The sequence below is a fragment of the Asticcacaulis sp. AND118 genome, assembly GCF_020535245.1.
Classification (GTDB): Bacteria; Pseudomonadota; Alphaproteobacteria; order Caulobacterales; family Caulobacteraceae; genus Asticcacaulis.
Map to the genome: position 1 here is coordinate 1879356 of NZ_CP084910.1, position 23611 is coordinate 1902966.

The 23611-nt window shown below is 62.5% G+C and carries 25 protein-coding genes and 2 tRNA genes; 8 read left to right on the forward strand and 19 right to left on the reverse strand.

Annotation, left to right across the window (positions count from 1 at the left end):
- Window positions 1-24: 24 nt before the first annotated feature.
- Window positions 25-885, forward strand: a complete 861-nt coding sequence (locus LH365_RS09050; protein WP_226743319.1) for a carbonic anhydrase — start codon at window positions 25-27, stop codon at window positions 883-885.
- Here LH365_RS09050 and LH365_RS09055 read toward each other — a convergent pair.
- Both LH365_RS09055 and LH365_RS09060 read right to left on the reverse strand, forming a co-directional pair.
- Window positions 882-1781, reverse strand: a complete 900-nt coding sequence (locus LH365_RS09055; RefSeq protein WP_226743320.1) for a hypothetical protein — start codon at window positions 1779-1781, stop codon at window positions 882-884. The genes LH365_RS09050 and LH365_RS09055 overlap by 4 nt on opposite strands.
- 26 nt (window positions 1782-1807) lie before the next feature.
- Window positions 1808-2611 carry a hypothetical protein gene (locus LH365_RS09060; RefSeq protein WP_226743321.1) on the reverse strand — a complete coding sequence of 268 codons (804 nt, stop codon included), beginning with the start codon at window positions 2609-2611 and terminating at the stop codon, window positions 1808-1810.
- A 150-nt stretch (window positions 2612-2761) separates the two neighbouring features.
- Here LH365_RS09060 and trmFO point away from each other — a divergent pair, with 150 nt between their 5' ends.
- Complete coding sequence (gene trmFO, locus LH365_RS09065) at window positions 2762-4210, forward strand: methylenetetrahydrofolate--tRNA-(uracil(54)-C(5))-methyltransferase (FADH(2)-oxidizing) TrmFO (RefSeq protein ID WP_226743322.1); 1449 nt, start codon at window positions 2762-2764, stop codon at window positions 4208-4210.
- A 25-nt stretch (window positions 4211-4235) separates the two neighbouring features.
- The gene (locus tag LH365_RS09070; protein ID WP_226743323.1) at window positions 4236-4925 is read left to right on the forward strand and encodes a DUF1353 domain-containing protein; all 690 of its coding nucleotides are present in this window, start codon (window positions 4236-4238) and stop codon (window positions 4923-4925) included.
- On the opposite strand, the gene LH365_RS09075 is transcribed toward LH365_RS09070, so the two are convergent.
- From LH365_RS09075 to LH365_RS09090, 4 genes are all read right to left on the reverse strand, one after another.
- Window positions 4922-5608 carry a squalene/phytoene synthase family protein gene (locus tag LH365_RS09075; RefSeq protein WP_226743324.1) on the reverse strand — a complete coding sequence of 229 codons (687 nt, stop codon included), beginning with the start codon at window positions 5606-5608 and terminating at the stop codon, window positions 4922-4924. The genes LH365_RS09070 and LH365_RS09075 overlap by 4 nt on opposite strands.
- Before the next feature lie 165 nt (window positions 5609-5773).
- Entirely contained in the window at window positions 5774-8365 is a 2592-nt protein-coding gene (gene secD, locus LH365_RS09080) for a protein translocase subunit SecD (RefSeq protein ID WP_226743325.1), read from the reverse strand.
- Between the two features lie 106 nt (window positions 8366-8471).
- Entirely contained in the window at window positions 8472-8810 is a 339-nt protein-coding gene (gene yajC / locus LH365_RS09085; RefSeq protein ID WP_370639750.1) for a preprotein translocase subunit YajC, read from the reverse strand.
- Between the two features lie 102 nt (window positions 8811-8912).
- Window positions 8913-10052, reverse strand: coding sequence for a M23 family metallopeptidase (locus tag LH365_RS09090; RefSeq protein ID WP_226743326.1), 1140 nt, complete (start codon window positions 10050-10052; stop codon window positions 8913-8915).
- Window positions 10053-10376: 324 nt separating this feature from the next.
- On the opposite strand from LH365_RS09090, the gene LH365_RS09095 reads away from it, so the two are divergent.
- The 4 genes from LH365_RS09095 to LH365_RS09110 all read left to right on the forward strand — a co-directional run bounded on the left by LH365_RS09095 (window position 10377) and on the right by LH365_RS09110 (window position 13653).
- Window positions 10377-10757 (forward strand): hypothetical protein, encoded by a 381-nt coding sequence (locus LH365_RS09095; RefSeq protein WP_226743327.1) that lies wholly within the window; start codon window positions 10377-10379, stop codon window positions 10755-10757.
- A gap of 2 nt (window positions 10758-10759) precedes the next feature.
- Window positions 10760-11275 (forward strand): RNA polymerase sigma factor, encoded by a 516-nt coding sequence (locus tag LH365_RS09100; protein WP_226743328.1) that lies wholly within the window; start codon window positions 10760-10762, stop codon window positions 11273-11275.
- On the forward strand, window positions 11272-11565 hold the full coding sequence (locus LH365_RS09105) for a hypothetical protein (RefSeq protein ID WP_226743329.1): 294 nt from the start codon (window positions 11272-11274) through the stop codon (window positions 11563-11565). The genes LH365_RS09100 and LH365_RS09105 overlap by 4 nt, the downstream gene beginning before the upstream one ends.
- Before the next feature lie 90 nt (window positions 11566-11655).
- On the forward strand, window positions 11656-13653 hold the full coding sequence (locus LH365_RS09110; RefSeq protein ID WP_226743330.1) for a PAS domain-containing sensor histidine kinase: 1998 nt from the start codon (window positions 11656-11658) through the stop codon (window positions 13651-13653).
- A gap of 37 nt (window positions 13654-13690) precedes the next feature.
- Here LH365_RS09110 and LH365_RS09115 read toward each other — a convergent pair whose 3' ends face one another.
- From LH365_RS09115 to LH365_RS09170, 12 genes are all read right to left on the reverse strand, one after another.
- The gene (locus LH365_RS09115; RefSeq protein ID WP_226743331.1) at window positions 13691-13876 is read right to left on the reverse strand and encodes a hypothetical protein; all 186 of its coding nucleotides are present in this window, start codon (window positions 13874-13876) and stop codon (window positions 13691-13693) included.
- A gap of 80 nt (window positions 13877-13956) precedes the next feature.
- The gene (locus LH365_RS09120; protein WP_226743332.1) at window positions 13957-15600 is read right to left on the reverse strand and encodes an alpha-L-fucosidase; all 1644 of its coding nucleotides are present in this window, start codon (window positions 15598-15600) and stop codon (window positions 13957-13959) included.
- Between the two features lie 387 nt (window positions 15601-15987).
- Window positions 15988-16063 (reverse strand) — tRNA-Phe (locus tag LH365_RS09125).
- Between the two features lie 109 nt (window positions 16064-16172).
- Complete coding sequence (locus LH365_RS09130) at window positions 16173-16421, reverse strand: DNA gyrase inhibitor YacG (RefSeq protein WP_107871829.1); 249 nt, start codon at window positions 16419-16421, stop codon at window positions 16173-16175.
- 18 nt (window positions 16422-16439) lie between these two features.
- Window positions 16440-17450, reverse strand: coding sequence for a ribonuclease E/G (locus LH365_RS09135; protein ID WP_226743333.1), 1011 nt, complete (start codon window positions 17448-17450; stop codon window positions 16440-16442).
- A complete protein-coding gene (locus LH365_RS09140; RefSeq protein WP_226743334.1) occupies window positions 17447-18022 on the reverse strand; it encodes a nucleoside triphosphate pyrophosphatase in 576 nt (191 codons plus the stop codon). The genes LH365_RS09135 and LH365_RS09140 overlap by 4 nt, the downstream gene beginning before the upstream one ends.
- An 8-nt stretch (window positions 18023-18030) precedes the next feature.
- Entirely contained in the window at window positions 18031-18252 is a 222-nt protein-coding gene (gene infA / locus LH365_RS09145) for a translation initiation factor IF-1 (RefSeq protein WP_226743335.1), read from the reverse strand.
- 171 nt (window positions 18253-18423) lie between these two features.
- Window positions 18424-18951, reverse strand: a complete 528-nt coding sequence (locus tag LH365_RS09150; protein WP_226743336.1) for a porin family protein — start codon at window positions 18949-18951, stop codon at window positions 18424-18426.
- Window positions 18952-19312: 361 nt separating this feature from the next.
- Window positions 19313-19768, reverse strand: coding sequence for a UPF0262 family protein (locus LH365_RS09155; RefSeq protein ID WP_226743337.1), 456 nt, complete (start codon window positions 19766-19768; stop codon window positions 19313-19315).
- 2 nt (window positions 19769-19770) lie between these two features.
- On the reverse strand, window positions 19771-20223 hold the full coding sequence (locus tag LH365_RS09160) for a DUF2948 family protein (RefSeq protein ID WP_226743338.1): 453 nt from the start codon (window positions 20221-20223) through the stop codon (window positions 19771-19773).
- Between the two features lie 59 nt (window positions 20224-20282).
- The gene (murA, locus tag LH365_RS09165) at window positions 20283-21584 is read right to left on the reverse strand and encodes a UDP-N-acetylglucosamine 1-carboxyvinyltransferase (protein WP_226743339.1); all 1302 of its coding nucleotides are present in this window, start codon (window positions 21582-21584) and stop codon (window positions 20283-20285) included.
- A gap of 122 nt (window positions 21585-21706) precedes the next feature.
- Window positions 21707-21850, reverse strand: a complete 144-nt coding sequence (locus LH365_RS09170) for a hypothetical protein (protein ID WP_226743340.1) — start codon at window positions 21848-21850, stop codon at window positions 21707-21709.
- A gap of 174 nt (window positions 21851-22024) precedes the next feature.
- Here LH365_RS09170 and LH365_RS09175 point away from each other — a divergent pair.
- Window positions 22025-22099, forward strand: a tRNA-Thr gene (locus LH365_RS09175).
- A 44-nt stretch (window positions 22100-22143) separates the two neighbouring features.
- Here the strand turns inward: LH365_RS09175 and LH365_RS09180 are convergent.
- Window positions 22144-23610, reverse strand: a complete 1467-nt coding sequence (locus LH365_RS09180; RefSeq protein WP_226743341.1) for a hypothetical protein — start codon at window positions 23608-23610, stop codon at window positions 22144-22146.
- Window position 23611: the final 1 nt, after the last annotated feature.

The window sequence follows — 23611 nt, forward strand, 5'->3', positions numbered from 1 at the left end:
ACTGCCCAGATTCGGATTCCCTCCATGCGCCGCCCAGTTCTGCTTCTTACGGTTGCCGCCTTCGCGCTGATGAGCGCCGGCCTGTCCGGCTGCGGCAAGAAGGCCGAGCCCGGCGAAGCGCACGCTGCCGAGGGCGCAGGGCATGGCGAGCCCCACGGTGACGACGGCCATGGCGGCGGCGGTCAAGGCGCGGCGGGCGACGTCACGCACTGGAGCTATGAGGGGGATGACGGCCCGACCCATTGGGGCGATCTGGGCACCGAGAACAAGCTGTGCAAGAGCGGTCCGCGTCAGTCACCGATCAATCTCAGTGGCATCGCGGCGCCCAAGGCCGTCAATCTGACGCTGGACTACACCTCATCCCCGGCCAAGATCCAGAATCTGGGGCATGTCATTCAGGTGTCACCGACCGATGGCGGCGGCGTGGTGATGGATGGTGTGCGTTATAAGCTGGTGCAGTTCCACTTCCACACCCCGTCCGAACATACGATCAACGGTCACCGCGCGGCTATCGAAACCCATTTCGTCCACAAGAATGACAAGGGCAATCTGCTGGTTATCGGTGTTCTGTCGGATGTCGGCGTGGCCGACCCCATGCTGGCCCCCATCTGGACATGGCTGCCGACCGATCCGGGCCCGGCCGCTCTCATCCCCGACCTGCTGGTCAATGCCCGCGACCTGATGCCGGCGACCGAAGAATTCTATGCCTATTCGGGCTCGCTCACCACGCCGCCATGCACAGAAAAAGTGACATGGATGGTCTATGCCTCGCCCCTGTCGATTTCACCGGAGCAGGTGGACGCCTATCAGCGCCTGACCGGACCGAACGCCCGTCCGATCCAGCCACCGCAGGATCGCGACATTCTGCACATTGTCGGGGGCTAAGCCTTCGTCGTGTTTTTCAGCATCTGATAGGCCGCTGCGACCGCACCGATCATGATGGCCGTGGTCAGCGGCGCGATGACGCCATTGACGGCCAGATAGACCCCGGTCAGCGGCTCGACAATGTTGGCCAGTTGCGACACGTCCGGGCGCGGCACCTGATCGACCGTCGTGACATCGTGACCGGTAACCAGCACGGCCAGCGCCATGTACACGGTCTGGGCCAGCATACTGACCACCACCGCCATCAGAAACGCCACGACAAAGCCTCCCAGCAGCGACCAGAAGCGGCCCTGAGTCAGGCGGATCGAACCCGTCAGATTGAAGTGCCCTTCATCGAAGCTCTGCACGCTGACCATGGACAGGCGCACCATCAGCCAGATGTTGAATCCCATGGCCGCCACGGCCGTCAGCGCGCCGATCACGGGCACAATGGCCTGCGACAAGGCGCCGGCCAGCAGGGACAGCAGCCCGCCAAGAATGGCCAGAGCGACCGCGCTCAGCAGCGTCACCACGATGATGACCAGAGCCAGCACGAAGGACAGCGCCACCTGACGCACCTCGTCAACCCCCAGACGCAGGAAGCCGAAACGCGGCGAGTGTCCGCCGAGAACCGCCCGGTAGATGGCGCAGGTGATGATGGCGGAAAAGACCAGCGTGACCATCAGGGCCAGCAGATAGGCCGGCCCCAGACGCACGACCATCTCACCGGCCTTTTCGGGGTCGTTCGGCAACTGCCCCTGAATAAGCGCGTTCCATTCCGGCCCGGCCACGGACATCAGCAAGGCGGTCGACAGGATCAGCGCCACCAGCAGCACCATCCCCCACCACAGGATCAGGATGGGCCGCTCACGGATGATGCGGAAGCCTTCAAAGGCGAAATCGACGGACGAAGCCATGCAAAAAACCGGGGAGCGAAAACAATCTATCCCTTAGCGCGAAGTGCGCTGATTTGCCTATAGGCCGAGGCCAAAAAAGCAATGCCGAGCGGCATGAAGACAACGACGCCCAGCGCCAGATTGATCACGCCTCCCAAAGGCATCCCCGCCACGACGGCCAGCGACGGCATGAGCGTGCTGAGGAAAATGAAGGGCAGCAGGATATAGGCGTAGCCGAGGAACAGCTTGACCGTCTGCCCCGAAGACAGGTTCAGCGCATTGAGCGACACCACACGATGTTCGGCCACCGTGGCGGCGCGGTGCAGCCACAGCTTCACCGTCAGAATGGTCAGGATCAGCAGGACGGCGAATATAGCCAGCGCCACCACGACGCCCTGCGGCTGCGGTCCATTGATCAGGGTCATCAGCAGGGCGTGCGGCGTGCGGAAGCTGTCTTCCGGCAGGCCCGCCGCCCCCATGAACAGGGCCAGCACCACCGCGCCGGTCACGAAGACCATGCTCCAGAACAGCAGGACCAGCGCGCTGGCGGCCAGCAGACGGCGCTCGGGCCTGCCGAACTGCAACCCGCCAAAACCCAATCCTTCGGACGCCGCGTAGCGCTCACCGAACAGAACCAGCCGGTACAGCGCGCCCGCCGCCGCCGTATGGGCGATGACCCCCAGCACGATCAACAGGCGACGCACCCACATATCGAGAAACGGCAGGTGCCCCAGCAGCAGGATAACAAACAAGGCGGCCAGAACCAGCCCGGCCCTGCGCCACATAAGCGGCAGGGCCTGCCCCGCCGCCTTCAGCGCACCGATCAGATGAAAGGCCGTGCCGAAACTCATATCCCGATAATCCCCAACTGCCCCAAAAGCCTGCGGCGTTAACCCTAGGCGGGGCGTACTGTTAAACAAATCCTTTCCCTTTAAAAGGGCAAAGGCGAAACCGCCGGCGTTTTTCATCCGGGCCGTGACATCGCCATACGATCTAATTATATGAGCCGCATGACAATCCAACCCGTACACATTATCGGCGGCGGACTCGCCGGTTCCGAAGCCGCCTGGCAACTGGCTCAGGCCGGCGTTCCCGCCATCATCCACGAGATGCGTGGCGAGCCCTCAAGCGGCGAAGCGGTAGGGCAACCCAAAGTCAAAATGACCGACGCGCACCAGACCGACGGCCTCGCCGAACTGGTCTGCTCCAATTCCTTCCGTTCCGACGACTGGGAATTCAACGCCGTCGGTCTGCTGCACGCCGAGATGCGCCGCGGCAACTCGCTGATCATGGCCTGCGCCGACAAGCATCAGGTGCCCGCCGGCGGCGCGCTGGCTGTCGATCGCGACGGCTTTTCGCAGGCGGTCACCGCCGCGCTGGAAGCGCATCCGCTGGTGACCATCCGGCGCGAGGAAATCACTTCGCTAAAGGACACCGACTGGGCCAATATCATCTGCGCCACCGGCCCGCTGACCTCGGAATCCCTGTCCGATGTCATTCTGGAACTGACCGGCGAAGGACATTTAAGCTTCTTCGACGCCATCGCCCCCATCGTCCATGCCGACTCCATCGACATGTCGATCGCCTGGCGTCAGTCGCGCTACGACAAGGAAGGCCCCGGCGGCGACGCGGCGGCCTATATCAACTGTCCCATGACCAGGGACCAGTACGAGGCCTTTGTCGACGCCCTGCTGAGCGGTCCCAAGGCCGATTTCAAGGCATGGGAGCACGTCCCCTATTTCGACGGCTGCCTGCCGATCGAAGTGATGGCCGAGCGCGGCCGCGAGACCCTGCGCTTCGGCCCGATGAAGCCGGTCGGCCTGACCGATCCCAACAACCCGACCGTCAAGCCGCACGCCATCGTGCAACTGCGTCAGGATAATGCTCTGGGGACACTGTACAATCTGGTCGGCTTCCAGACCAAGCTGAAGCACGGCGCGCAGGCCGAGGTCTTCCGCATGATCCCCGGCCTGCAGGACGCGCAGTTCGCGCGTCTGGGCGGGCTGCATCGCAACACCTTCATCCAGTCGCCCAAGGTGCTGGGGGCGGACCTGCGCCTCAAACGTCTGATCGGCGAGCGCTCGCTGCGTTTCGCGGGTCAGATCACCGGCGTCGAAGGCTATGTCGAGAGCGCTGCCATGGGCCTGCTGGCCGGGCGGTTCGCCGCCGCCGAAGCCAGGGGCGAGACCCTGCCCCCGCCGCCGCCGACAACGGCTCTGGGCGCGCTGATCGGGCACATCACCGGCGGACATCTCACCGATGAAAAATCTTCTTTCCAACCGATGAACATCAATTACGGTCTGCTGCCGCCGATGGAGGCCCCGAAGGTCGACGACGACGGCAAGAAGATTCCGACCAAGGATCGCACCCGCGCCAAGAAACGCCTGATGAGCCTCAGGGCCTTGCGCGATATCGAGACATGGTTAAAAACAGAGGCAGTCTCCGCCTGAGCGCCGCCTGAAATGTGTGTGTGTGATGAAAGCCCTCAAGTCCCTTCTTGCCGTATCCGTCATCGCATTGGCCGGTTGTGCGTCCACCGAGACGCCGCCCGTGGTCACGCCGCCGCCGGTCGTCATCCCCTCTTCGCTGTCGCCGCAGCCCGTGCTGCTGTTCGACGTGCAGAAGGAAGGGCGCAAGCTCTATACGCTCAATGACGAGTTCCCTTACTGCGACAAGGTGACGGGCAAGGTGGTGGTGGTGCCGAAATGGTTCCGCACCGACTTTGCTTCGGTGCCGTGGTTCGGGCAGTTCGCTGTCAACACCAACGGCCCGACCATCCGCGCCGCCATCGTCCACGACTGGCTCTACGCCATCGGCGAGCCGGGCAAGCGTCAGGAAGCCGACGACATCTTCTATCGCGCCATGCGCAAGTGGGGCGTCAGCGAGATCGAGGCGCGCATCGCCTATAATGCCGTGCGTCAGGGCGGCGAGCGCGGCTATGCGCTGGCGTCGGACTGGGTATTCGTCAATCCCGCCGAACCCAATGCGCGCTTCCCCGCCCCCTTCGCCAAGCCGAAGACCGGCGTGATGATGACCCTGCCGCAATGCGCGGGTTTCGAGGCCATGGTGGCCAAGGGCTGGAAGGCCTATCCGCAGTACCCGGTTCAGACCTTGCCCGTTGTCGTGGAACCGCCGAAAAAGAAGCCGCTGTTCGGGATCGGCTAAATCCGACCTGTTATAAAGGCCCACAGCAGTTTGAGCCGCAACGACAAAGCGCCGCGCATGCGGCCCTGCCACAGGTCGCCGGCCACGGCCGCCGGCAGGACCAGCGGCAACAAGGCTGGCGGCACGCGTTTCATCTCTTGCCGTGCTTCACGGAACAGATGGCGGCCTTCGTCCATGCCGGCTTCCGCGATTTTCAGCCGTCCGGCCACCTTTAGCGCCGCCAGCGCCTGAAACCGCGCCGGGGCGAGCAAGGCTGACGCATCGGCCTCCGGCGACAGCACCTTCGCCGCCTGCGCGATCACCGCCGCCTGCCCCTTGTCGGCCACGCCCAGCGCGTCGCGCAGCGGCATCCGGCCATCCAGTTGCACGCGGTGCGCTTCGGTGGCGTCGATCAGAGCCTGTATATCGATGGCGTGACGTCCCGCCACCGCTTCCAGCGCCGCGCTCAGCGGGTGGTAGCGCACCTTGCGCCGGTCGCGGATCTCCTCCAGCGCCTCGATCCACCACGTATAGCGGATATCGCCCAGCAGCGGCTCCGACACGCGGGCCGGCACGTCGCGCAGCACCTCGGCAAAGGCCAGCAGGGCCAGCACGTCCGCCCGCGTCTGCGCATCCTCGATGAACTGCGCGGCTAAGCGCACAACCTCGTCACGCGGCACGGTTTCGGTTTCGTCTTCGGTCATTGATCTTCTCTCCTCCCTGTCGCGCAGCGATGGGGAGGTGGATTTTGAAGCGAAGCTTCAAAAGACGGAGGGGGATGCCTCAATCAGAGCTATCCCCCTCCACCATTCATCGCTGCACTCGAATGGTCCCCTCCCCATCGCTATGCGACAGGGAGGAGAATAAACTTACGGCTGCGGCGCATTCTTGCCCTTGAAGCCGCCGACATCGACGACTTCGGCCTCGGTCTGGTTGCGATTGACGCCCCAGATGAGGATGGCCGGCGCGGCGACGTAGATCGACGAATAGGTGCCGATGACGATACCGAAGATCAGCGCCACCGAGAAGGAGAACAGCGCTTCCCCGCCCAGAACGGCCAGACCGGTGAGCGCCATGACCGCGGTGACGCCGGTAATGATCGTCCGCGACAGGGTTTCGTTGATCGACAGATCGATCACATCCTTCAGCGGCAGCTTTTTATACTTGCGCAGGTTCTCGCGGATACGGTCGAACACGACGACGGTGTCGTTCATTGAGTACCCGATGATCGTCAGGATGGCCGCGACCGCCGTCAGGGTGAACTCCAGACGGAAGACGGCGAACAGGCCGAAGGTCAGGATGACGTCGTGCGCCAGACCGACCACGGCGCCGAGGCCGAACTGCCATTCGAAACGGAACCAGATATAGACCATCATCAGGCCGATGGCGAAGACCAGCGCTAGAATACCACCGGTGAACAGTTCGCCCGACACCTTCGGACCGACGACGGTCGCCGGCTTGAACGTCGCGTCGGGAATATCGGCCTTAAGAGTGGACTGCACCTTGGCGATAACCGCCTCAGTGTTACCCGTAGGCGTCTCGAAGCGGATGAGCGCATCCTGCCCCTTCGTGCCCGCGCCCTGCACCTGAAGGTCGTGCAGGTCCAGCTTGTTCAGATGCTCGCGCACGTCGTCTTCGCTGATGCGGCTCTGGCTCGACACTTCGAGGATGGTGCCGCCCTTGAAATCGACGCCGCAGTTCAGACCGCCGCACGGCGGCGTCAGCGGCCATACCGTCATGAACAGCGACCCGGCGCACAACACGGCAGAGAGGATACCCGCCAGCTTCGAGAAACGGACGAAGTTGAAATTGGTCTTCTGCGGCAGAACCTTGATCAGCGGCCACGAGCCCTTGCCGTCCGCCGACTGGATCGGCAGGGTCTTGGGGCGGCGCGCCTGATACCACCAGGCCAGCAGCAGTTGCGTGACCAGAACGGCGGAGAAGACCGAGGTGATCACACCCAGCGACAGGGTCCAGGCGAAACCGCGCACAGGGCCCGCGCCGAAGAAGAACATGATCGCCGCCGCGCCGAGCGAGGTCAGGTTGGCGTCGATAATGGTCTCCATGGCCTTCTGGAAGCCCGAATCCAGCGCGCCGATAACGTTGCGGCCGGCGCGCACTTCGTCGCGCATGCGCTCATAGATCAGCACGTTGGCGTCGACGGCCACGGCCAAGGTCAGGATCAGACCGGCGATACCCGGAAGGGTCAAGGTCGCCTGCGTCACCGACATGCCGCCGATGATCAGGATCAGGTTGACGACCAGCGCCACGATCGAGATGCCGCCGAACAGCCAGCCATAGGCCAGGACCATGAAGATCAGCACCGAGACGAAGGCGATGACGGTCGAGAACAGGCCCTTATTGACCGAGTCGGCGCCCAGTTCGGCCGAAACGACGCGCTGCTCTTCGATATTCAGCGGCGCGCTCAGAGCACCGCCATTGAGGACGTTGACCAGTTCCGACGCTTCCTGAACGGTGAAGTTGCCGGTGATCTGACCCGAACCGCCCGGAATGGGGCCGTTGATGCGCGGGGCCGAAACGATCTTGCCGTCGAGGATGATGGCGAAGGGACGGCCGACATTCTGGGCCGTGGCGTCGCCGAACTTGCGCGCGCCCTCGCCGTCGAAGCGGAAGCCGATGGCCGGTCGGTTGTTCTGATCGGTGTCGACCGAGGCCTTGGTCAGGTTTTCACCCGACACGATGACGCGCTTCTTGACCACCATATAGGGCGGCAGGTTCGGGTCGGCGGTCGGCAGCATTTCCGAGCCCGGCGGCACGCGCCCGGCGGCGATGTCCGATTGCGAAGCGCTGTCGTCGACCATCTGGAAGGTCAGCTTGGCCGTGGTGCCGATAACGCGCTTGAGCTGTTCCGGATCGCTTTCGCCGGGGGCCTGAACCACGATGCGGTTGAGGCCCTGACGCACGATGGTCGGTTCGCGCGTGCCGAGATTGTCGACGCGGCGGCGCACGGTTTCGATCGAGGCGTCCACCGCGGCCGTCGAGGCGGCGGCCTTGCCTTCGCGGGTGTAGGTCAGGAAGATGACCTGATCGTCTTCCCTGGTGATATTGACGTCACGCGCCGAAGGGTTGTTGATCAGCGGATTGGACAGCGGAGTCAGGGCCGTCACCGCGGCGTCGACGCGCGCGGCTTCGTTGATGCGCACACGGACCACATCGCCCTGAGCGCTGAGGCCGCCGAAGGCGATGCCGCCGCTGCGCAGACGATCGCGCACCTCTTCGGTCAGGTTCTTGATCTTGTCCCGCGCCAGAGCCTCGGTATCCACTTCCAGCAGCAGGTGCGAACCGCCCTGAAGGTCGAGGCCGAGATTCAGACCGTTTTTCGGCAGGAAGCCGTACTGGTCGAGAGTGGACTTCGGCAGGAGGTTCGGCAGGGAAAACCACACGCCCATCAGGGTGACGAGGGTCACCAGCGTGATTTTCCAGCGGGACAGTTGCATCATGATCGTTACGACCCTTGTGCTCCGAAAAAGAGTGTCGGAGGGGCTTAGTTATAAACACAAAAAGCCTGTCTGACGGATCAGACAGGCCCTTAGGGACTAAAGGCGCTCAGGCCGCCTTGTCGTTGGCCGGAGCCGGCTCGCCCTTGGCGCGGACTTCGGCGACCATCGACTTGACCACCGGCACGTTCACGCCCGAAGCGATTTCAACCATCACCTGGGTCTCCTCGACGCGAGTGATCTTGCCGATCATGCCGTTCGACAGGACGACCGTATCGTTGCGCTTCATGGCGTTGAGCTGGTTCTGATGCTCCTTGGCGCGCTTTTGCTGCGGGCGGATGATGAGGAAGTACATCAGGACGAAGATCGCCACGAAGGGCAGAAGCTGAATAAGAGCGGCAGTATCCAAGACCGGGGTCTCCGTTGAGGCCCGCCGGACGGCAGGCATGGAATGAGGTTGCGCCATACATAGGCACACAGATTAAAAGGTCAATGCGCTTTTTACGCCTTCCTTATACGTGCAAGGCTTTGCCGCGCAGCCGTATGGACCTTACGGTAGCACGAGGATCGGATCGAAGGGCTTGGCGATTTCCGAGGACGGCGTATAGCGGATCTCGAAGTGCAGTTGCGGACGGTCCACCGCGCCGGTCTTGCCCAGCGTGCCGATGGTCTGGCCCTGCTCGATCTTCTGGTTGGCCTTCACATTGACCTTACCGAGGTGCGAATAGCCGGTATAAAAGCCGTCGGCGTGCTTGATATAGACCGTGCTGCCCAGCTCCTTTACCTGATCGCCGACATAGACGACCGTGCCTTCATCGGCGGCCACGACATCCGCGCCTTCCGGCCCGCCGATATTGATGCCGTCATTGCGCACGTTCGGCGCCAGTTGGCCGTAACGGACCAGCACATTGCCCTTGTACGGCCAGACGAAACGGCCCTTACCCAGCTTGACAATGCCCGCCGTATCGGCCGGAAGCGCCTTGACGGTTTCGACCGGTTTTACCGGGGCCGGAGCCGGGGTCGCAGAGGGCGTCATCACCGTCGGCTTGGCGGCGGTGGGTGCGGCGACGACCGGCTTAGGCGCGGCGGGTTGGGTCGCGACCGGTTGAGTGACCGCGGGCTTGGGCGCATCGGCTTGCGCCACCACAGCCTTGACGCGCTCCGGCGCGGGACCGGCAGCATAGGTTTCGACGCCCTTGTCCTTCGCCGTTTCGGGCAGGAGGATCTTCTGGCCGATACGGGTGACCGAGGCCGAGGTCAGGCCGTTCATCTGATACAGGGTCTGAACGGAGACGCCGAAGCGGCGCGACACGCCGAACAGCGTATCCTTGGCCTGAAGCGTGTAAACGAATCCGGCCTTGCTGTCGCGCACCGGCAGGGTCGCCGCGGGGGTGGCCGCAGGCGTCGTCGGTTTTGTCGCCACCGTATTGGCGGGCGGCGGCGGGGGTGGAGGCGGCGGCAATTCGCTGGTGGTAATCGCCCCCTTCGAGCCGAGCGGCTGCACACCGGTGTGTTCTTCGGCCTGCGCAGGAGCGGTATCCATCGGGGCGGGCTGCGTCGCCGGGGTTGCCGGACGCTGCTCCATATAGATCGGGTATTTCGGAGTCTGCGGCGTCACCGTGCACGCCGTCAGGCCGACCGCGGTCAGCGCCGGCAGGACAAGGGCCGAAACAAGCTTGAAGGCGCGCATGGGTGTCTCCGTAGCGTCTGTTTTTCTCGTCTCTTTATGGCCGAACTATGGATAATGAAAGATTACCAGCGTCGGTAGCGATTGAGGATTTGCAAAGGAATCCACACCCGCGCCGCCCCTTCACACGAAATTTTGAAGCGGCTGCATCCGATCGGTGGCGCGGCGGACATCAATAGGCAAGGACGCTTCTCAGGGAAGCCTTTTAGGGGAGACGGTCATGAACGATTGGCTTGCCGCCGCCTTCGGCCTGATCATCGCTTTCGCCGACATACTCCATCTCCGGGCCCTCTCGCATATGACTATGGACTGACAGGAGACTGAACCATGGAAACGCTCTTCGCCCATTACTGGTGGCTGATCTTCCCCCTCTTCGGCATGGGAATGGGGCTCTACGGCATGTATATGGGCCACAAGGCGCGGCAGGACCGCATCGGCCTGATCCGCCACTATCTGGAACAGGGCAAGGAACCGCCCCCGGCCCTGTTCGAAGGCCTCAACGGCCCCGACGATACAGGTTGCAAGGGGCAAGGTGCGAACGGCAACCTGGTGTCCATGGTCTGCGTCTTTTCCGCCTTCGCCCTGGCTTTTGGCTATGTGGGCTGGAAGCAGGACAGCGAGGTCTATATCGCCCTGGGTCTGGGCTTCGCCCCGGCCGCCGTCATCTCGCTCATCATGCTGATCATCAAGCTGACGCGGAAAGGCTGAGCGTGAACCGGACCCGCAGCGAGCGGGCGCGCGACGGATCGGAAGCGGCCTTCGCGGCGCTGGTGGCCGAGCATCAGCAGGCGGTGCGGCAGTTCCTGCGCCGCCTCGCCACTACGCCGGCCGATGCCGACGATCTGGCGCAGGAGGCGTTTGTGACGGCGTGGGCGCGTCTCGACCGGCTGAAACCCGGCGTGTCGTTCCGCACCTTCGTCTGCGGCATCGCGTGGCGCAAGGCGCAGAACGACCGCCGGCGGGTGCGCCGCGCCGAAAATCGTGACGGCGCGTGGCTGTCGCTGCGGACGACCGAGGAAACGCCTTCGCACGAAACCCGCCTCAGCCTCGACAAGGCCATGGCCGCCCTGCCGCTCGATATGCGGGCGGTCATTTCGCTGTGCGTGGCCGAAGACTACAGCCACGCCGAAGCCGCGGAAATTCTGGGGCTTCCCCTCGGCACGGTAAAATCGCATATTCAGCGCGGACGCGCCCGCCTGTGCCAGCTTCTGGGAGTAGAGCCATGACCGATACATTGAAAGACATGTTCGCCCGCTCACCCATGCATTTGTCCGGGCCGGCGCGCGACCCGGCGTTTGAGCTGCGCGTGCTCGAAGCCGTGGAGCGCCGCCGCTTCCGCACCCAGATGACCGTCTATGCCGGTGTCGCCGGCGCCGTCACGGTGGGCGGTGTCTTCCTGACGCCGATCCTGTCGCCGCTGCTCGCCTTACCGGCCCTGCCCGTGTTTTTGTCGGTTATCGGCGTCCTGCCCGGCCTGTTCCTTGCCGGGCGGCAGCTAAGGGCCGCTCGCCGCTAAGGGGCATGCATTCACCTTGCCGATAGATTTTTTACGCGCGAACGTGTCACCCGTTAACGCTCTGCAGGCGTAAAGAAAAGACGGTTCGACATGGCGACGGAACATCCCGGCTCACCCGGTCCGGGGAGCCATATTTTCGGTGACAGCGCCATGGCGGCTCGTATCCGCGCGCACGATTGGTCCAATACGCCCCTGGGGCCTCTCGACCAGTGGCCGGCCCTGCTCAAATCGACCGTCAACACCCTTCTCGCGTCGAAATTTCCGCAGTGCCTGTTCTGGGGCGCGGACCTGCTGCATATCTATAATGACGGCTATCGCCGGCTTCTGGGCGGCAAGCCGGACGCGCTGGGCCGGCCCATGCGCGAAATATGGGCCGAGTCGTGGCACCTTCTTCAGCCTATGACGGAACGCATATTCCAGGGTGAATCGGTCTTCATCGAAGACTACCCCCTGCAGGTGCAGCGCGGCACGGACGGCATGGAGCAGGCCTATTTCACCTTCTGCTATTCGCCCGTCCATAATGAGGCGGGCGGCATCGACGGCCTGCTCGATATCGTCGTCGAGACCACCAGGAAGGTGATCGAGCACCGTAACCGCCAGACCAAGTTGACGGCGTTGGCCGAAGCCACGTCGGACGCCATCTACAGCATGAATGCCGACTGGTCCGAATTGCGCCAGCTAAGCAGTTCGCGCTTTCTCAATCCGACCACACAGGCCAATCCCGACTGGCTGATCGAATATGTCTATGCGGAGGACCGCGACGCCGTGTGGCGCGAGGTTCAGGCGGCCTTGCGCGACCAGCGGGTTTTCGAATTCAGCCACCGCGTCGTGCGGGCCGACGGGTCGCTGGGCTGGACACGGTCGCGCGCCGTGCCGCTTTTCGACGAGCACGGTCAGGTGCAGGAATGGTTCGGCGCGGCTCAGGACATCACCTCCGAAAAGGAAGCCGACGAAAACCAGCGTCAGAGCCAGAAGATCGAGGCCGTGGGCCAGTTGACCAGCGGCGTGGCCCACGATTTCAACAATCTGCTGATGGTCATAACGGGCGGCCTCAACCTTCTGCCGCGCGTGACGGATGACGCCCGACGGCAGAAAATTCTCGACAACATGCACGACGCGGCGGATCGGGGCGCTTCGCTGACGCGGCAGATGCTGTCCTTCTCACGCCGCCGCGAACTGCGCCCCTCGCCCACCGACATCGCCCGGACGATGGACGGCATGAGCGAACTGCTGGGCCGGGCGTTACGCGGCGACATACGCATCGAAAGCGATTTCCCGCCGGACCTGTGGCCCGTCCATGTCGATTCGTCCGAGTTCGAACTGGTGCTGATCAATCTGTGCGTCAATGCGCGCGACGCCATGCCGAACGGCGGCATCATCACCATAGAGGCGTGCAACAGTGGAGAGGACATGGTCGAGGTGTCGGTTTCCGATACGGGCACCGGCATGTCGGACGCGGTGCGCGCCCGTGTCTTCGAACCCTTCTTCACCACCAAGGACATCGGGGCCGGTTCAGGTCTCGGCCTCGCTCAGGCCTACGGTTTCGCCACCCAGTCGGGCGGTCATATCCATATCGAGTCGCAGCCGGACGTGGGCACCCGCGTGGCGATGCGCCTGCCCCGCTCCACCGAAACGCCTGCCCGCGCAACCCCCAAGGCCGCACCCCCAGGTGAGAATGCGGCGTCGCGCGGCACCGTTCTGGTGGTTGAGGACGACAAGAATGTCGCCACCTTCGTCTCTGAGATGCTGGAAACGCTAGGCTTCGACGCCCTTTGTGTCGAAAGCCCCGCCGCGGCGCTGGGGGCCCTGGCCAATGATCGACCGCTGACGCTGCTGTTTTCAGACATCATGATGCCGGGCGGACTCAACGGCGTCGATCTGGCGATGGAGGTGCGCAAACGGCGACCAGCCCTGCCGATCCTGCTGACGACAGGGTATCCGGAGGGGTTCCAGCCCCAGGCGGACGCCGCCCGCATCGCGCTGCTGCCCAAGCCCTACGACCTCAACACGCTGGATAAAAAGGTCAGGGACGTCATCGATAACGTACCGCGTTGGACTTTCAATCCAAAAGCGGACGCCGCCCTTTAGACGCAAGAGCTTACGCCGTAAAAGGCCGAAACGCCGCCTACGGGCGGTTCTTCGCCGCTAAACGCTCCAGAGCTTTTTTGGCGGCACATTCGGCCAATATCCAGCTTTCGCCAACGCCGGAGGCCACAGCCACCCCACCGGCCTTGGGCCATATCTTCCATTCGGTGCTCTTCGGGCCGCGCGGGTAAAACTTGATTTCAAAGTCTGAGGATTCGTTTTGCATCCGTGGTCCATACCAGTAATTTCGGCAGGTCACAAATACATCGGGGCAAAACAGATGCGTCAGATGCCTTGTGATAGAGGTCAGAGCACGCCGAAGATTTTGAAAGCCAGGCCGAAGTCATGGCTGGCGCTGGGGGGCACATCGATAACTAGTCCCGCAGGGCTCTGGCGGAAGGTCAACGGATCTCGGCTGCCGACCACCTCGACGCGCTTGACGCGGCCTTGTTCGCGTTTATTCAGCGACTTGATCGTTACCGATCCTGCGGGTCGACCCAGCGGGATAGCGTAGAGCGCCTTCGCCTTGGTCGTGAAGCGGATATCCTCGCTGGTGAAAGATTTCTGATCGCGTTCGCCGAACATGCCGGTTCCGACCTGTGTGGGGCCTTCACCGAATATCCGCCAGGGCCGCGTCCCATAGATCGCGTCGCCAAATCGAGACATCCAGCCGGCGATTTCTTCAACAATACGGCGCTCTTCGGAGTCGATCGAGCCATCGGCACGAAGCGGAACACTGAGCAGTAGGTTGCCGTTCTTGGAGATGATATCGCACAGGCGGTGGATGACATCGGCGGCCGGAAGGTATTTCTTTTCAGTGTAGAGGCGGCGGTTGTAGTGCCACTGCCCGATGCAGGTACAGGTTTGCCAGGGCCGCTCGTCGATTTCGGATTTTGAGCCACGCTCCACATCCACCACAACGCCCCCGTTGAACGGGCCATGCGGTTTGATGTTCACCACACCTTCGACCTTGCCTTTGTTCCATTGCGCCGAAGCGTTGTAGAAGTGGGCGGTTATATCGAGACCGACCTGCCCCAGCGGGAGATCGAAATTGTCGAAATAGACCATATCGGGTTTGTAGCTATCGATCAGATCCTTGCAGCGCAAAAACCACTGGCGGGTGAAGGCCGGATTGTTGAGGGGCGGCTTTTCGTCCCACACCCGATCGTTCAACTCATGCCAGGCATGGGCGGCGGTGATAGTGTCGAAGCCATTCGGCAAGGCCATAACCGGGTCGCCATAGAACGATTTAGGATCGAGCCCTTCCCACCACTTGCCCTTTCCATCGACGGCACTGAGTTTGTAAGCATCGTAGCGCTCGCCTTTGCGCGGACCTTCGGCATCATAACCATAGGCTGTCTGGAACCAGTGCCAGGCATGGGCGGAGTGATTGGAGACGCCAAAGCGCAGACCGCGCTTGCGAACGGCTTTTTCCCATATGCCGATGATATCTTTCTTGGGGCCGATACGTGTCGAATTCCAGTCGTGGAACCTTGACGCATACATGTCGAAGTTGTCGTGATGGTTGGCCATCGCCATGAAATACTTAGCGCCGGCCTTGGTATAGAGGTCCAGGAGATCGTCGGGATTCCAGTTTTCGGCCGTCCATTTCGGCAGAAGGTCGATAAAGCCCGTATCGGCGGGATGACCATAGGTCTTGACGAAGTGAGTGTAGGCACCGCTGCCCTGCATATACATGTTGCGGGCGTACCAATCCCCGGCTTCCGGCACGCACTGTGGTCCCCAGTGCGCCCAGATGCCGAACTTGGCGTCGCGAAACCAGTCAGGCGCCTGATAGTTGTCCTGAAGCGATTTCCAGTCGGGCTTGAACGTCCCTTCCGAAATCTTGTCAAAACCAGGTTGGGCGAGGTCTGCGGCTTCGGCTGGCAAACGGGAGGCGACACCGAGCACTGTGGCACTTGCGAACAACTCGCGCTTGGTAATCGACATCGACTCCTCCTGGGTTTCAGTCATCTTCAAGTTAACACTCAAAGGCGTATTTTTATTTGTCTGACAATATCGTATTTGATTTTTTGGTCAATATATGAAGTGTCCGCGCTGCAAAAAAATCCCACATATTCCGGAAAAAGGCGCTTTTATGATTGTGAACGAAGAGTTTGTATCCGGTGCTTTTGCTTTTTGGCAGAACGGATTGCGGCGTCTGAAAGTGACATTTTTGGGGGCCTCGCTTTCTGAGGTACGTCGCGAGCCCCCAAATACCGCCAAATCACCCGGATGCGGGCGGAATTGGTCGAACATCGGCGGACCTCAATGAAGCCCTAAACTATCAATTTTTAATGATTTTTTCAACGCGGCGCTCGCCGCAAAAAGGCGATATGGTGCCTGGAGCCGGAATCGAACCAGCGACACGCGGATTTTCAATCCGCTGCTCTACCAACTGAGCTATCCAGGCACTCATTACATCGGAACGACCTTGGTGCGCCGCGCCGGGAGGCCGCTCTAATAAGCGAGGGTTTCCGGCTTGGCAAGCGCGCAAAGCCAGAAATTCGCAAAAAACCCGCTCAAACCGCGTCTTCGTCGTCAAAAGGTGAGGATAAGTCAGAACCCGGTCTATCCTCGCCCTCTTCAACGGCTTCGGCGGCCAGCGCGCCGGTCCCGCCGATGACATATTCGCCTTTCAGCCAGTGCATCAGGTCGGCGTCCGCGCAGCGCTTTGAGCAAAAGGGGGAATAGTCCTTCGCCGCATTGGGAAGGGTCTGATCGGCGACCTGATAGGTCTGGCGGCAATAGGCGCATTTACGTTCGGTCATGCCGGTCATATAGGCAAGTTAGCGGACCGGAACAACCTCGGTGACGGAGGCCGTCTCAACGCTCAGACGCGGCGTCAGGGGATCGAGACTGTCCTTCAGGCACTGACGCACCAGATCGGCTACCGGCCCCGGCGCGCGCAGTTTCAGTCGCCCGCCCGCATCGGAGCGCGCCTCGGCCACGGCCCGCCACAGAAGCCGCCTTGCGGCCTTCAGCGGCGTGTCTTCACCGTGCGGTCGTGCGCCCCAGGGGCGGCTGAATTCGAGGATCCCGAAGCGCGTGATGGGTCCGCAGGCTATGGCAGGACTTTCGGCGAGAAAGGCGTCGCGCACCAGCCCGGTCAGTTTCTCGCCATTGTGCTTGTTGCCGATCAGATCGACCACCACCAGCCCGGCCAGATTGGACAGGCGCACGCGGCGGGCCACCTCCGCAACCGCCACCTCATTGAGGCGCTTGGCGGCCTGACGCGGCGTGTGGATCATCCCCTCGCCCGCCCCGCCCATATCGATGTCGCAAGCGATCAGGGCGCGCGTCGGCTCAATCGACAGATAACCGCCGCCGGGCAGATCGAAGCTGGGATGGATGGCCTGCGCTTCCGCGATGTCGAGCGCGTCGGGATCTTCGGCGGCTTCGAATACGGCCTGCGGATCGATCAGGCGGCGGGCCTGCGACTTGAGGCGTTCGATCAGCGGCAGAGGCCCGGACAGACGACGCAGCGGGCCGTCGGCCATCCCGATCAGGCGCGCGCGCGGCAGCTTGTCCGCGCGGGCCTCCGCGGCGATTTCGATCTCCAGCGCTGCGCCTTCGTTGATGGCGTCCGGATCGCTGAGGTCGGTCATGGCCTCCTGACCGTCAGCCAGTTTGAGGAAGCCGATGCGCCCGGACTTGGCGCTCAGTCGCGCTACGGAGCGCGTGCCCCACAGGGTCAGGGACGGATCAAGCGCATAGCCTTCGGCATAGAGCAGCGGCTGGCCGTCGCGCGCCACGCAGGCGCGGACCAGACCGAAGCGCTGTTCGCTGTAGAGCCTCAACCGATATAGCCCGCGCCACGCAGCAACTGCGCCGTCTCATAGGTCGGCAAACCGACAACCGAGGGAAAGGAGCCGTTCAGATGGATGACGAAGGCCCCGGCCCGGCCCTGAATGCCGTAGCCGCCGGCCTTGCCCAGCCCTTCGCCTGAAGCGATATAAGCGTCGATCTCTTCGGCACTGAGGCGTTTGAATTGCAGGCGGGTTTCGACCACGCGCGACGACAGGCCCCTGGGCGAATACAGCGCGACGCCCGTATAGACGCGGTGGCTACGCCCGGACATCAGTTCCAGACAGGCGCGCACCTCGGCATCGGTTTCGGCCTTGGGCAGGATGCGGCGGCCGACGCCGACCACCGTATCGGCGGCCAGAATATAGGCGGGCGCGTCGACCAGAGCCGCGACAGCCTCCGCCTTGGCGCGCGAAAGCCGCCCGGCCAGCTCGCGGGGCGTCTCGGCCTTGAACGGCGTCTCATCGATATCGGAAGGCAGGATACGATCGGGCTTCAGGCCGATCTGGGCCAGCAGGTCCACGCGGCGGGGACTGGCGCTGGCCAGAATAAGGGGCGCAGTCACGCGCGCCCTTACTTGAACCGGTAAGTGATGCGGCCCTTGGTCAGGTCGTAGGGCGTCATCTCAACCATGATACGGTCGCCCGCCAGCACGCGGATGCGGTTCTTGCGCATCTTGCCCGCCGTGTGCGCGATAATTTCATGGCCGGACTCTTCCAGCGTCACGCGGAACGTCGCGTTCGGCAGAAGCTCGACAACGGTACCCGCAAACTCCAACAGTTCTTCTTTTGCCATTCGGCCCCACATTGAAAGGGAAAAGGGCGAATCGTCGCGCGATGTCGCCCATGAAAATCGGTGGCGCTCCCTTTATACCCAAACCGGTTCAGAGGAAAGGGCTAAAGCGCGCCCATTAAAAAGGCGGCACCCATACGGATACCGCCCTTCCCGTTTGTTCAGGTTCTGAACCTAGAACTTGCGCACAACGCTGACCGACACGTTGTCGGCGTCACCGCGGTCGTCCTTGAAGGCCGAGCGCGTATAGTCGCCGCGGATGGCGTAGGATTCGTTGAGCTTCATCTGCGCGCCGACACCCACGTCAAGGGCAGTGCCGTCTTCGGCGATCGGCGAGTTGTTGTAGTTCTTCAGCTTGGTGTCCGACACACCCACGCGACCGATCAGGTCCACGCGTTCCGAGACCGGCAGAAAGCCCACCGCATAGGCGGCCTTCTTGTTGGTCAGCTTGTAACGGCCGGTATTCGTCGTGTCGCCGTTGGTGCCCGCGGCCAGTTCACCTTCCACGCCGAAATGCGGGGTCAGCTTGGCGCCGAGACGGGCGTTCATCGAATTCAGGCTGGAGTCGGACTCCGTATTGTTCGTAGCGGTCGCACCGAGTGAGCCATACACTTCGGGCTGCGACAGCGACTGCGCGGAAGCCGAGGACGCGCCGAAAGCGGCAGCGGCAAGAGCGGCGGTAGCCATGAGCATGGTCTTCATAGTGAGCTCCTATCTATCTTCATGTGCCGTGCGATTTTCGTGAACCGCACTTTTCTTTGCGCTGGTTTGTCTTTTTGGGACTGATACCCCAGCGACCTGAAGACAATCGCTCCGTAAAGGGGCGGCAATGGGCCGCCTCAAGGGCCATTTCTGGGCCTTTTTACAAGAAAAACATCAATTTAGAAGGAGATTGCGGCAAAACCGCCATCTTGATGAACTCAAAATGAACGAACGTTCACTTCGGTTGAAATAGGCGTTAAGCGGCTTTTGCGCCACACGCCAATTGATCCTGTTTCAGAGCAATTTTTAGCGGGCGCGCTTTTTTATCCGAAAAGTGCGTCCCACTTTTCGGAAAGCGCTTTTAACCGCGCAGATGAAGCGCATGGATCAGGGTGAACAGGCGGCGGGCGGTTTCGTGATCGATATCGATCTTGCCAGCCAGACGCTCGGTCAGCACATCCGCGCCGTCATTGTGGATGCCGCGACGCCCCATGTCGATCGACTCGATCTGCCCCACCGTGGCGTTCTTCAGCGCCTCGTAATAGCTTTCGCAGATCATGGCGTAGTCCTTCATGATCGGCTTGAGCGGCGTGAAGGACAGCATGAACTTCCTGGCATAGCCTTCGCCCGTCACGTCGAAGACCAGCCGCCCGTCCTCATAGGCCAGACGCAACTCGTACTTGGTCGCTGTGCCGCCTTCGGGCTGGAAACTGTTCTTTTCGATCAGGTCGAACATGGCGACCTGCCGCTCGTGCTCCACCTCCGGAGACGGCGAGGCCAGGCTGTCGGGATCGATGTCGATGCGTGCCAGTTTCATGATTACACCGGATGGCTGGGGGTCGAGCGGGCGCGATGGGGCGCGGCGAGGTCCATGAGCAGCAGATCCACCGCCTCGACCTCAATTTTCAATTCGGCGGCGGTCTTGCCGGCAAAGCGCAGATAGAGGTGGCAGGCCGGGGCGTCGAGCGGTTCGACGGCCAGATGCAGTATGGTCATGCCCTGCGGCGGACGATGCACGTCAAAACCGCGCGAATGCAGGCCGATGATCGACCCGATCTGCAAGGCGCAGGGGGCGCGCAGCGGCGTGCGACTGCGGTGCTCGTGACAGAAGCGGTTGAAACGCAGGGTCAGGGCGCGGGCGCGCTGGTCGTAACGCACGTCTTCGCCGCGCAAGGCCGCGTCCTGCAGGAAGGCGCTCAGCGGTACGACGTCTTCTTCGCTCTGAGCGAGAAGACGGAGCGGTTTCGCCTTTTTCTGAAACCACCCGAACATGAGTTATTTCAACGCCTCATGTATATCCAAAAACCGGTGCCCACTTTTTGGCATGAGGCTTACTCTTCCTCTATCGGATCGTCGCCCTTGAGGCGGCGGATCCTGGCCCCGCAAGCCGACAGCTTGCCTTCGAGGTTCTCAAAGCCGCGATCGAGATGGTAGACACGGTTGATGATCGTCTCGCCGCGCGCCGCCAGACCGGCAATGACCAGACAGGCCGATGCGCGCAGATCGGTGGCCATCACCTGAGCCCCGCGCAGTTCCTCGACGCCGGTGACCTTCGCTTCGCCGCCGTGCTGAACCGAGATGTTCGCCCCCAGACGGCCCAGTTCCGGCACGTGCATGAAGCGGTTTTCGAAGATGGTCTCGCGCACGGTCGACTCGCCTTCGGCCAGCGTCATCAGTGCCATGAACTGCGCCTGAAGATCGGTGGCAAAGCCCGGATAGACCTCGGTGGTGATGTCGACGGCCTTGAGGCGGCCCGGACCGCGACGGATGGTGACGGTCGAGTCGGTCGTCTCGATGTCGCAGCCCGCCTGACGCATCTTGTCGAGCAGAATGCCGATCAGTTCCGGCCGCACCTTGGTCAGGCGCACTTCGCTGCCGGCCATGACGGCCCCGGCCAGCGCATAGGTGCCGGCTTCGATGCGGTCGCAGATGACCGACCAGTCGGCGCCCTTGAGCGAGGTGACGCCTTCGACGACCAGGGTCGGGGTCCCTGCCCCGCTGATCTTCGCGCCCATGGCGTTCAGGCATTCGGCCAGATCGACGATTTCCGGTTCACAGGCGGCGTTCCTAAACACGGTCGTACCGTGGGCCAAGGTCGCCGCCATCAGGGCGTGCTCGGTCGCACCGACCGAGACGAAGGGGAACTCGATCTCGGCGCCTTTCAGGCCGCGCGGGGCCTGAGCGAAGACATAACCTTCGTGCATGTCGATATGCGCGCCCAGCGCCTCAAGCGCTTTGAGGTGCAGATCGACCGGACGCGCGCCGATGGTGCAGCCGCCGGGCAGCGACACCTTGGCATGGCCGGTGCGCGCCAGCAACGGCCCCAGCACATTGAACGAGGCGCGCATCTGACGCACCAGATCGTAGGGCGCGAAGGCCGAGGTGATTTCCGGCGTGTGGAGAAGCGTCTCCTGATGACCGTCCGGCCCGTTGGTCTCGGTGATCTGCGTGCCGAAGCGTTGCAGCAGACGGCCCAGCAGGCGCGTATCGGCCAGTCGCGGCATATTGGTCAGGCGCACGGGCTCAGACGTCAGCAGCGACGCCGCCATCAGCTTGATCGCGGAATTCTTCGCCCCGCTGACGGGAATGTCACCCTTAAGCGGCACGCCGCCTTCCAACGCAATACGATCCATAGACTACGCCTGATCCGAATGTTCTGAGCTTCCGTTTCCCGCCAATTCTGGCCTCGCCGATTCACGGCGAATGAAACGAAATGGATTTGGCGTTCTACATCACCGGGCGGCAGGCGCAACAGCTAGTTTTTCGTCTCGCCTTCACGGGTTTGCGTGGCGTCCGGACGGCGCGCGGCGGCCTTGCGCCGTTGCAGGTTGGCGCGCAGGGCGGCGTTGAGGCGCTCGGCCTTTTCATCCTTGGGGTTTTTCGTCCTGGAGTCGCTCATAGGGAGGTGATTTAGCTTTCCATCCACAAAAAGCGAGCAAAAAATGCACTTTTCGCTTTGCGTTCGCCTCAGCTTTGGGTATTAGCCCCGTCCTCAGCCGGTGTTTACACATCGGCTTGAGACGCATCATGTGTTTCCAAAAAGTGCCTTCCACTTTTTGGCATGACGCTTAAAGCCGTATTAGCTCAGTGGTAGAGCGCATCCTTGGTAAGGCTGAGGTCGGCAGTTCAATCCTGCCATACGGCACCATGAAGGCCCGGTTCGGAAACGAACCGGGCCTTCGCCATTTCAGATCACCACGTCCCGAACGTACCGTTGCCCGTGCGACCGCCCGGAGAGGTGATTTCGCGGCGTCCGCGGATGGCGGCCCCTGTGGTCGTATAGAAGCCGATGCTGCCCGACGGCATGTTCACGCTGACCATATCCGTCCACAGTTGCGACGTATCGCCGGCGCGGATGGCCATGGGCGCATTCGGCCCGCCGCTGCCCCGGTCGCCGACATCGCCTTCGACATGGGTGGCGGCCAGGAAGTGCTTCGACGCGTTGACATTGCTGACCGTGCCACCGCGCCCATTGAAGTAACGTCCGCACAGGTCCACCGCGATGACATCCTCATGCAGGGTCAGGCCGTTGCACGAGGTGCCGCTGCCGCGTCCATGGTCGAAGGCGCTGCAATTTTCCGAGTAGAAATAGAGCTTGCCGCCCGCAGCTCCGGCATTGGCGTAGTGCAGGTTGAAGGTATCGGTGGCGTTGCCTGTACCCGAACAGTTGAAGCACGCCGCCAGCCCGTCCAGACTTTCGACGGTCAGGCCGCGCGAGGCATAGCCCGACGTCAGCCCGCCGCCGTAGTTGAAAGTGCACCCTTCGAAGATATGCGCCTTGGGCGTAACGGGACGCGCATTGTAATTGAACACGGCCTGCCCGAAAAATTCGAAGCCGTCGCCGCTGTTCTCACCGCCGAAATAGAGATTGACCGGCGTGCCGCTGTAGTTGTTCAGGTTAAGGCTGAGATTGACCAGTGTGTTCGGGTTGTTCCCCGACGTGACCGGCTGCGCGCCGTCCAGCCTGTTGACGTAGAGCGTGCCCGACACCAGCGCCCAGCTATCCGGCCGCATATTGCAGGCAGCCGCCGTCGCCACATTGGTCAGTTCAAAATAACCGCCCGTCGCCAGCGGACGCGACAGGTCGAGCACGCGGTCCACGTTCGCCCGCGCCACGCTGTAGGTATTGGTGTGCGTGGCGTCGACCGCAAAGGTCAGCGCCATTTCGAACGTGCCGGTACGGACCTTGCCATAGTAGGATACGAAGGCCGTATCGAACACCGGCAGGACGGGCGTGCCGTTGTTGCTCAGGCCATTTCCGCGCGGGTACAGGCCGTTATTGATCGCCGCATCGACATTGATGCGCGCCGTCTCGGTCGGGAAGGCGTTGCGAAGCTCGATAGCCTTCCAGATAGACGCAACGGCGGTCGCCCACGTCAGGCCATTGGCGGAGTCGCTGCCGGTGCGCTTGACGTAGAAGGTGCGCTGGGGCGCATCGCAGGCGGTACTGAAGCGCGCAAACACCTGCTTGGCGGTCAGGCCGCAGGTGCCGGTGCGCAGGCCGCTGGCCTGCCAGAAGGAGCGCAGGTTGAGCGGCAGCAGGGTGTGGTTCCATCCCAGCCCCGCCGGAAGCTCATGCGCATAGGCCGTGAGCGCGCCACCCGTATTGGAAATGGCGGCAGCGGTCAGGGGCGAAGGGGGAATAGCGGGTGCCGGCATG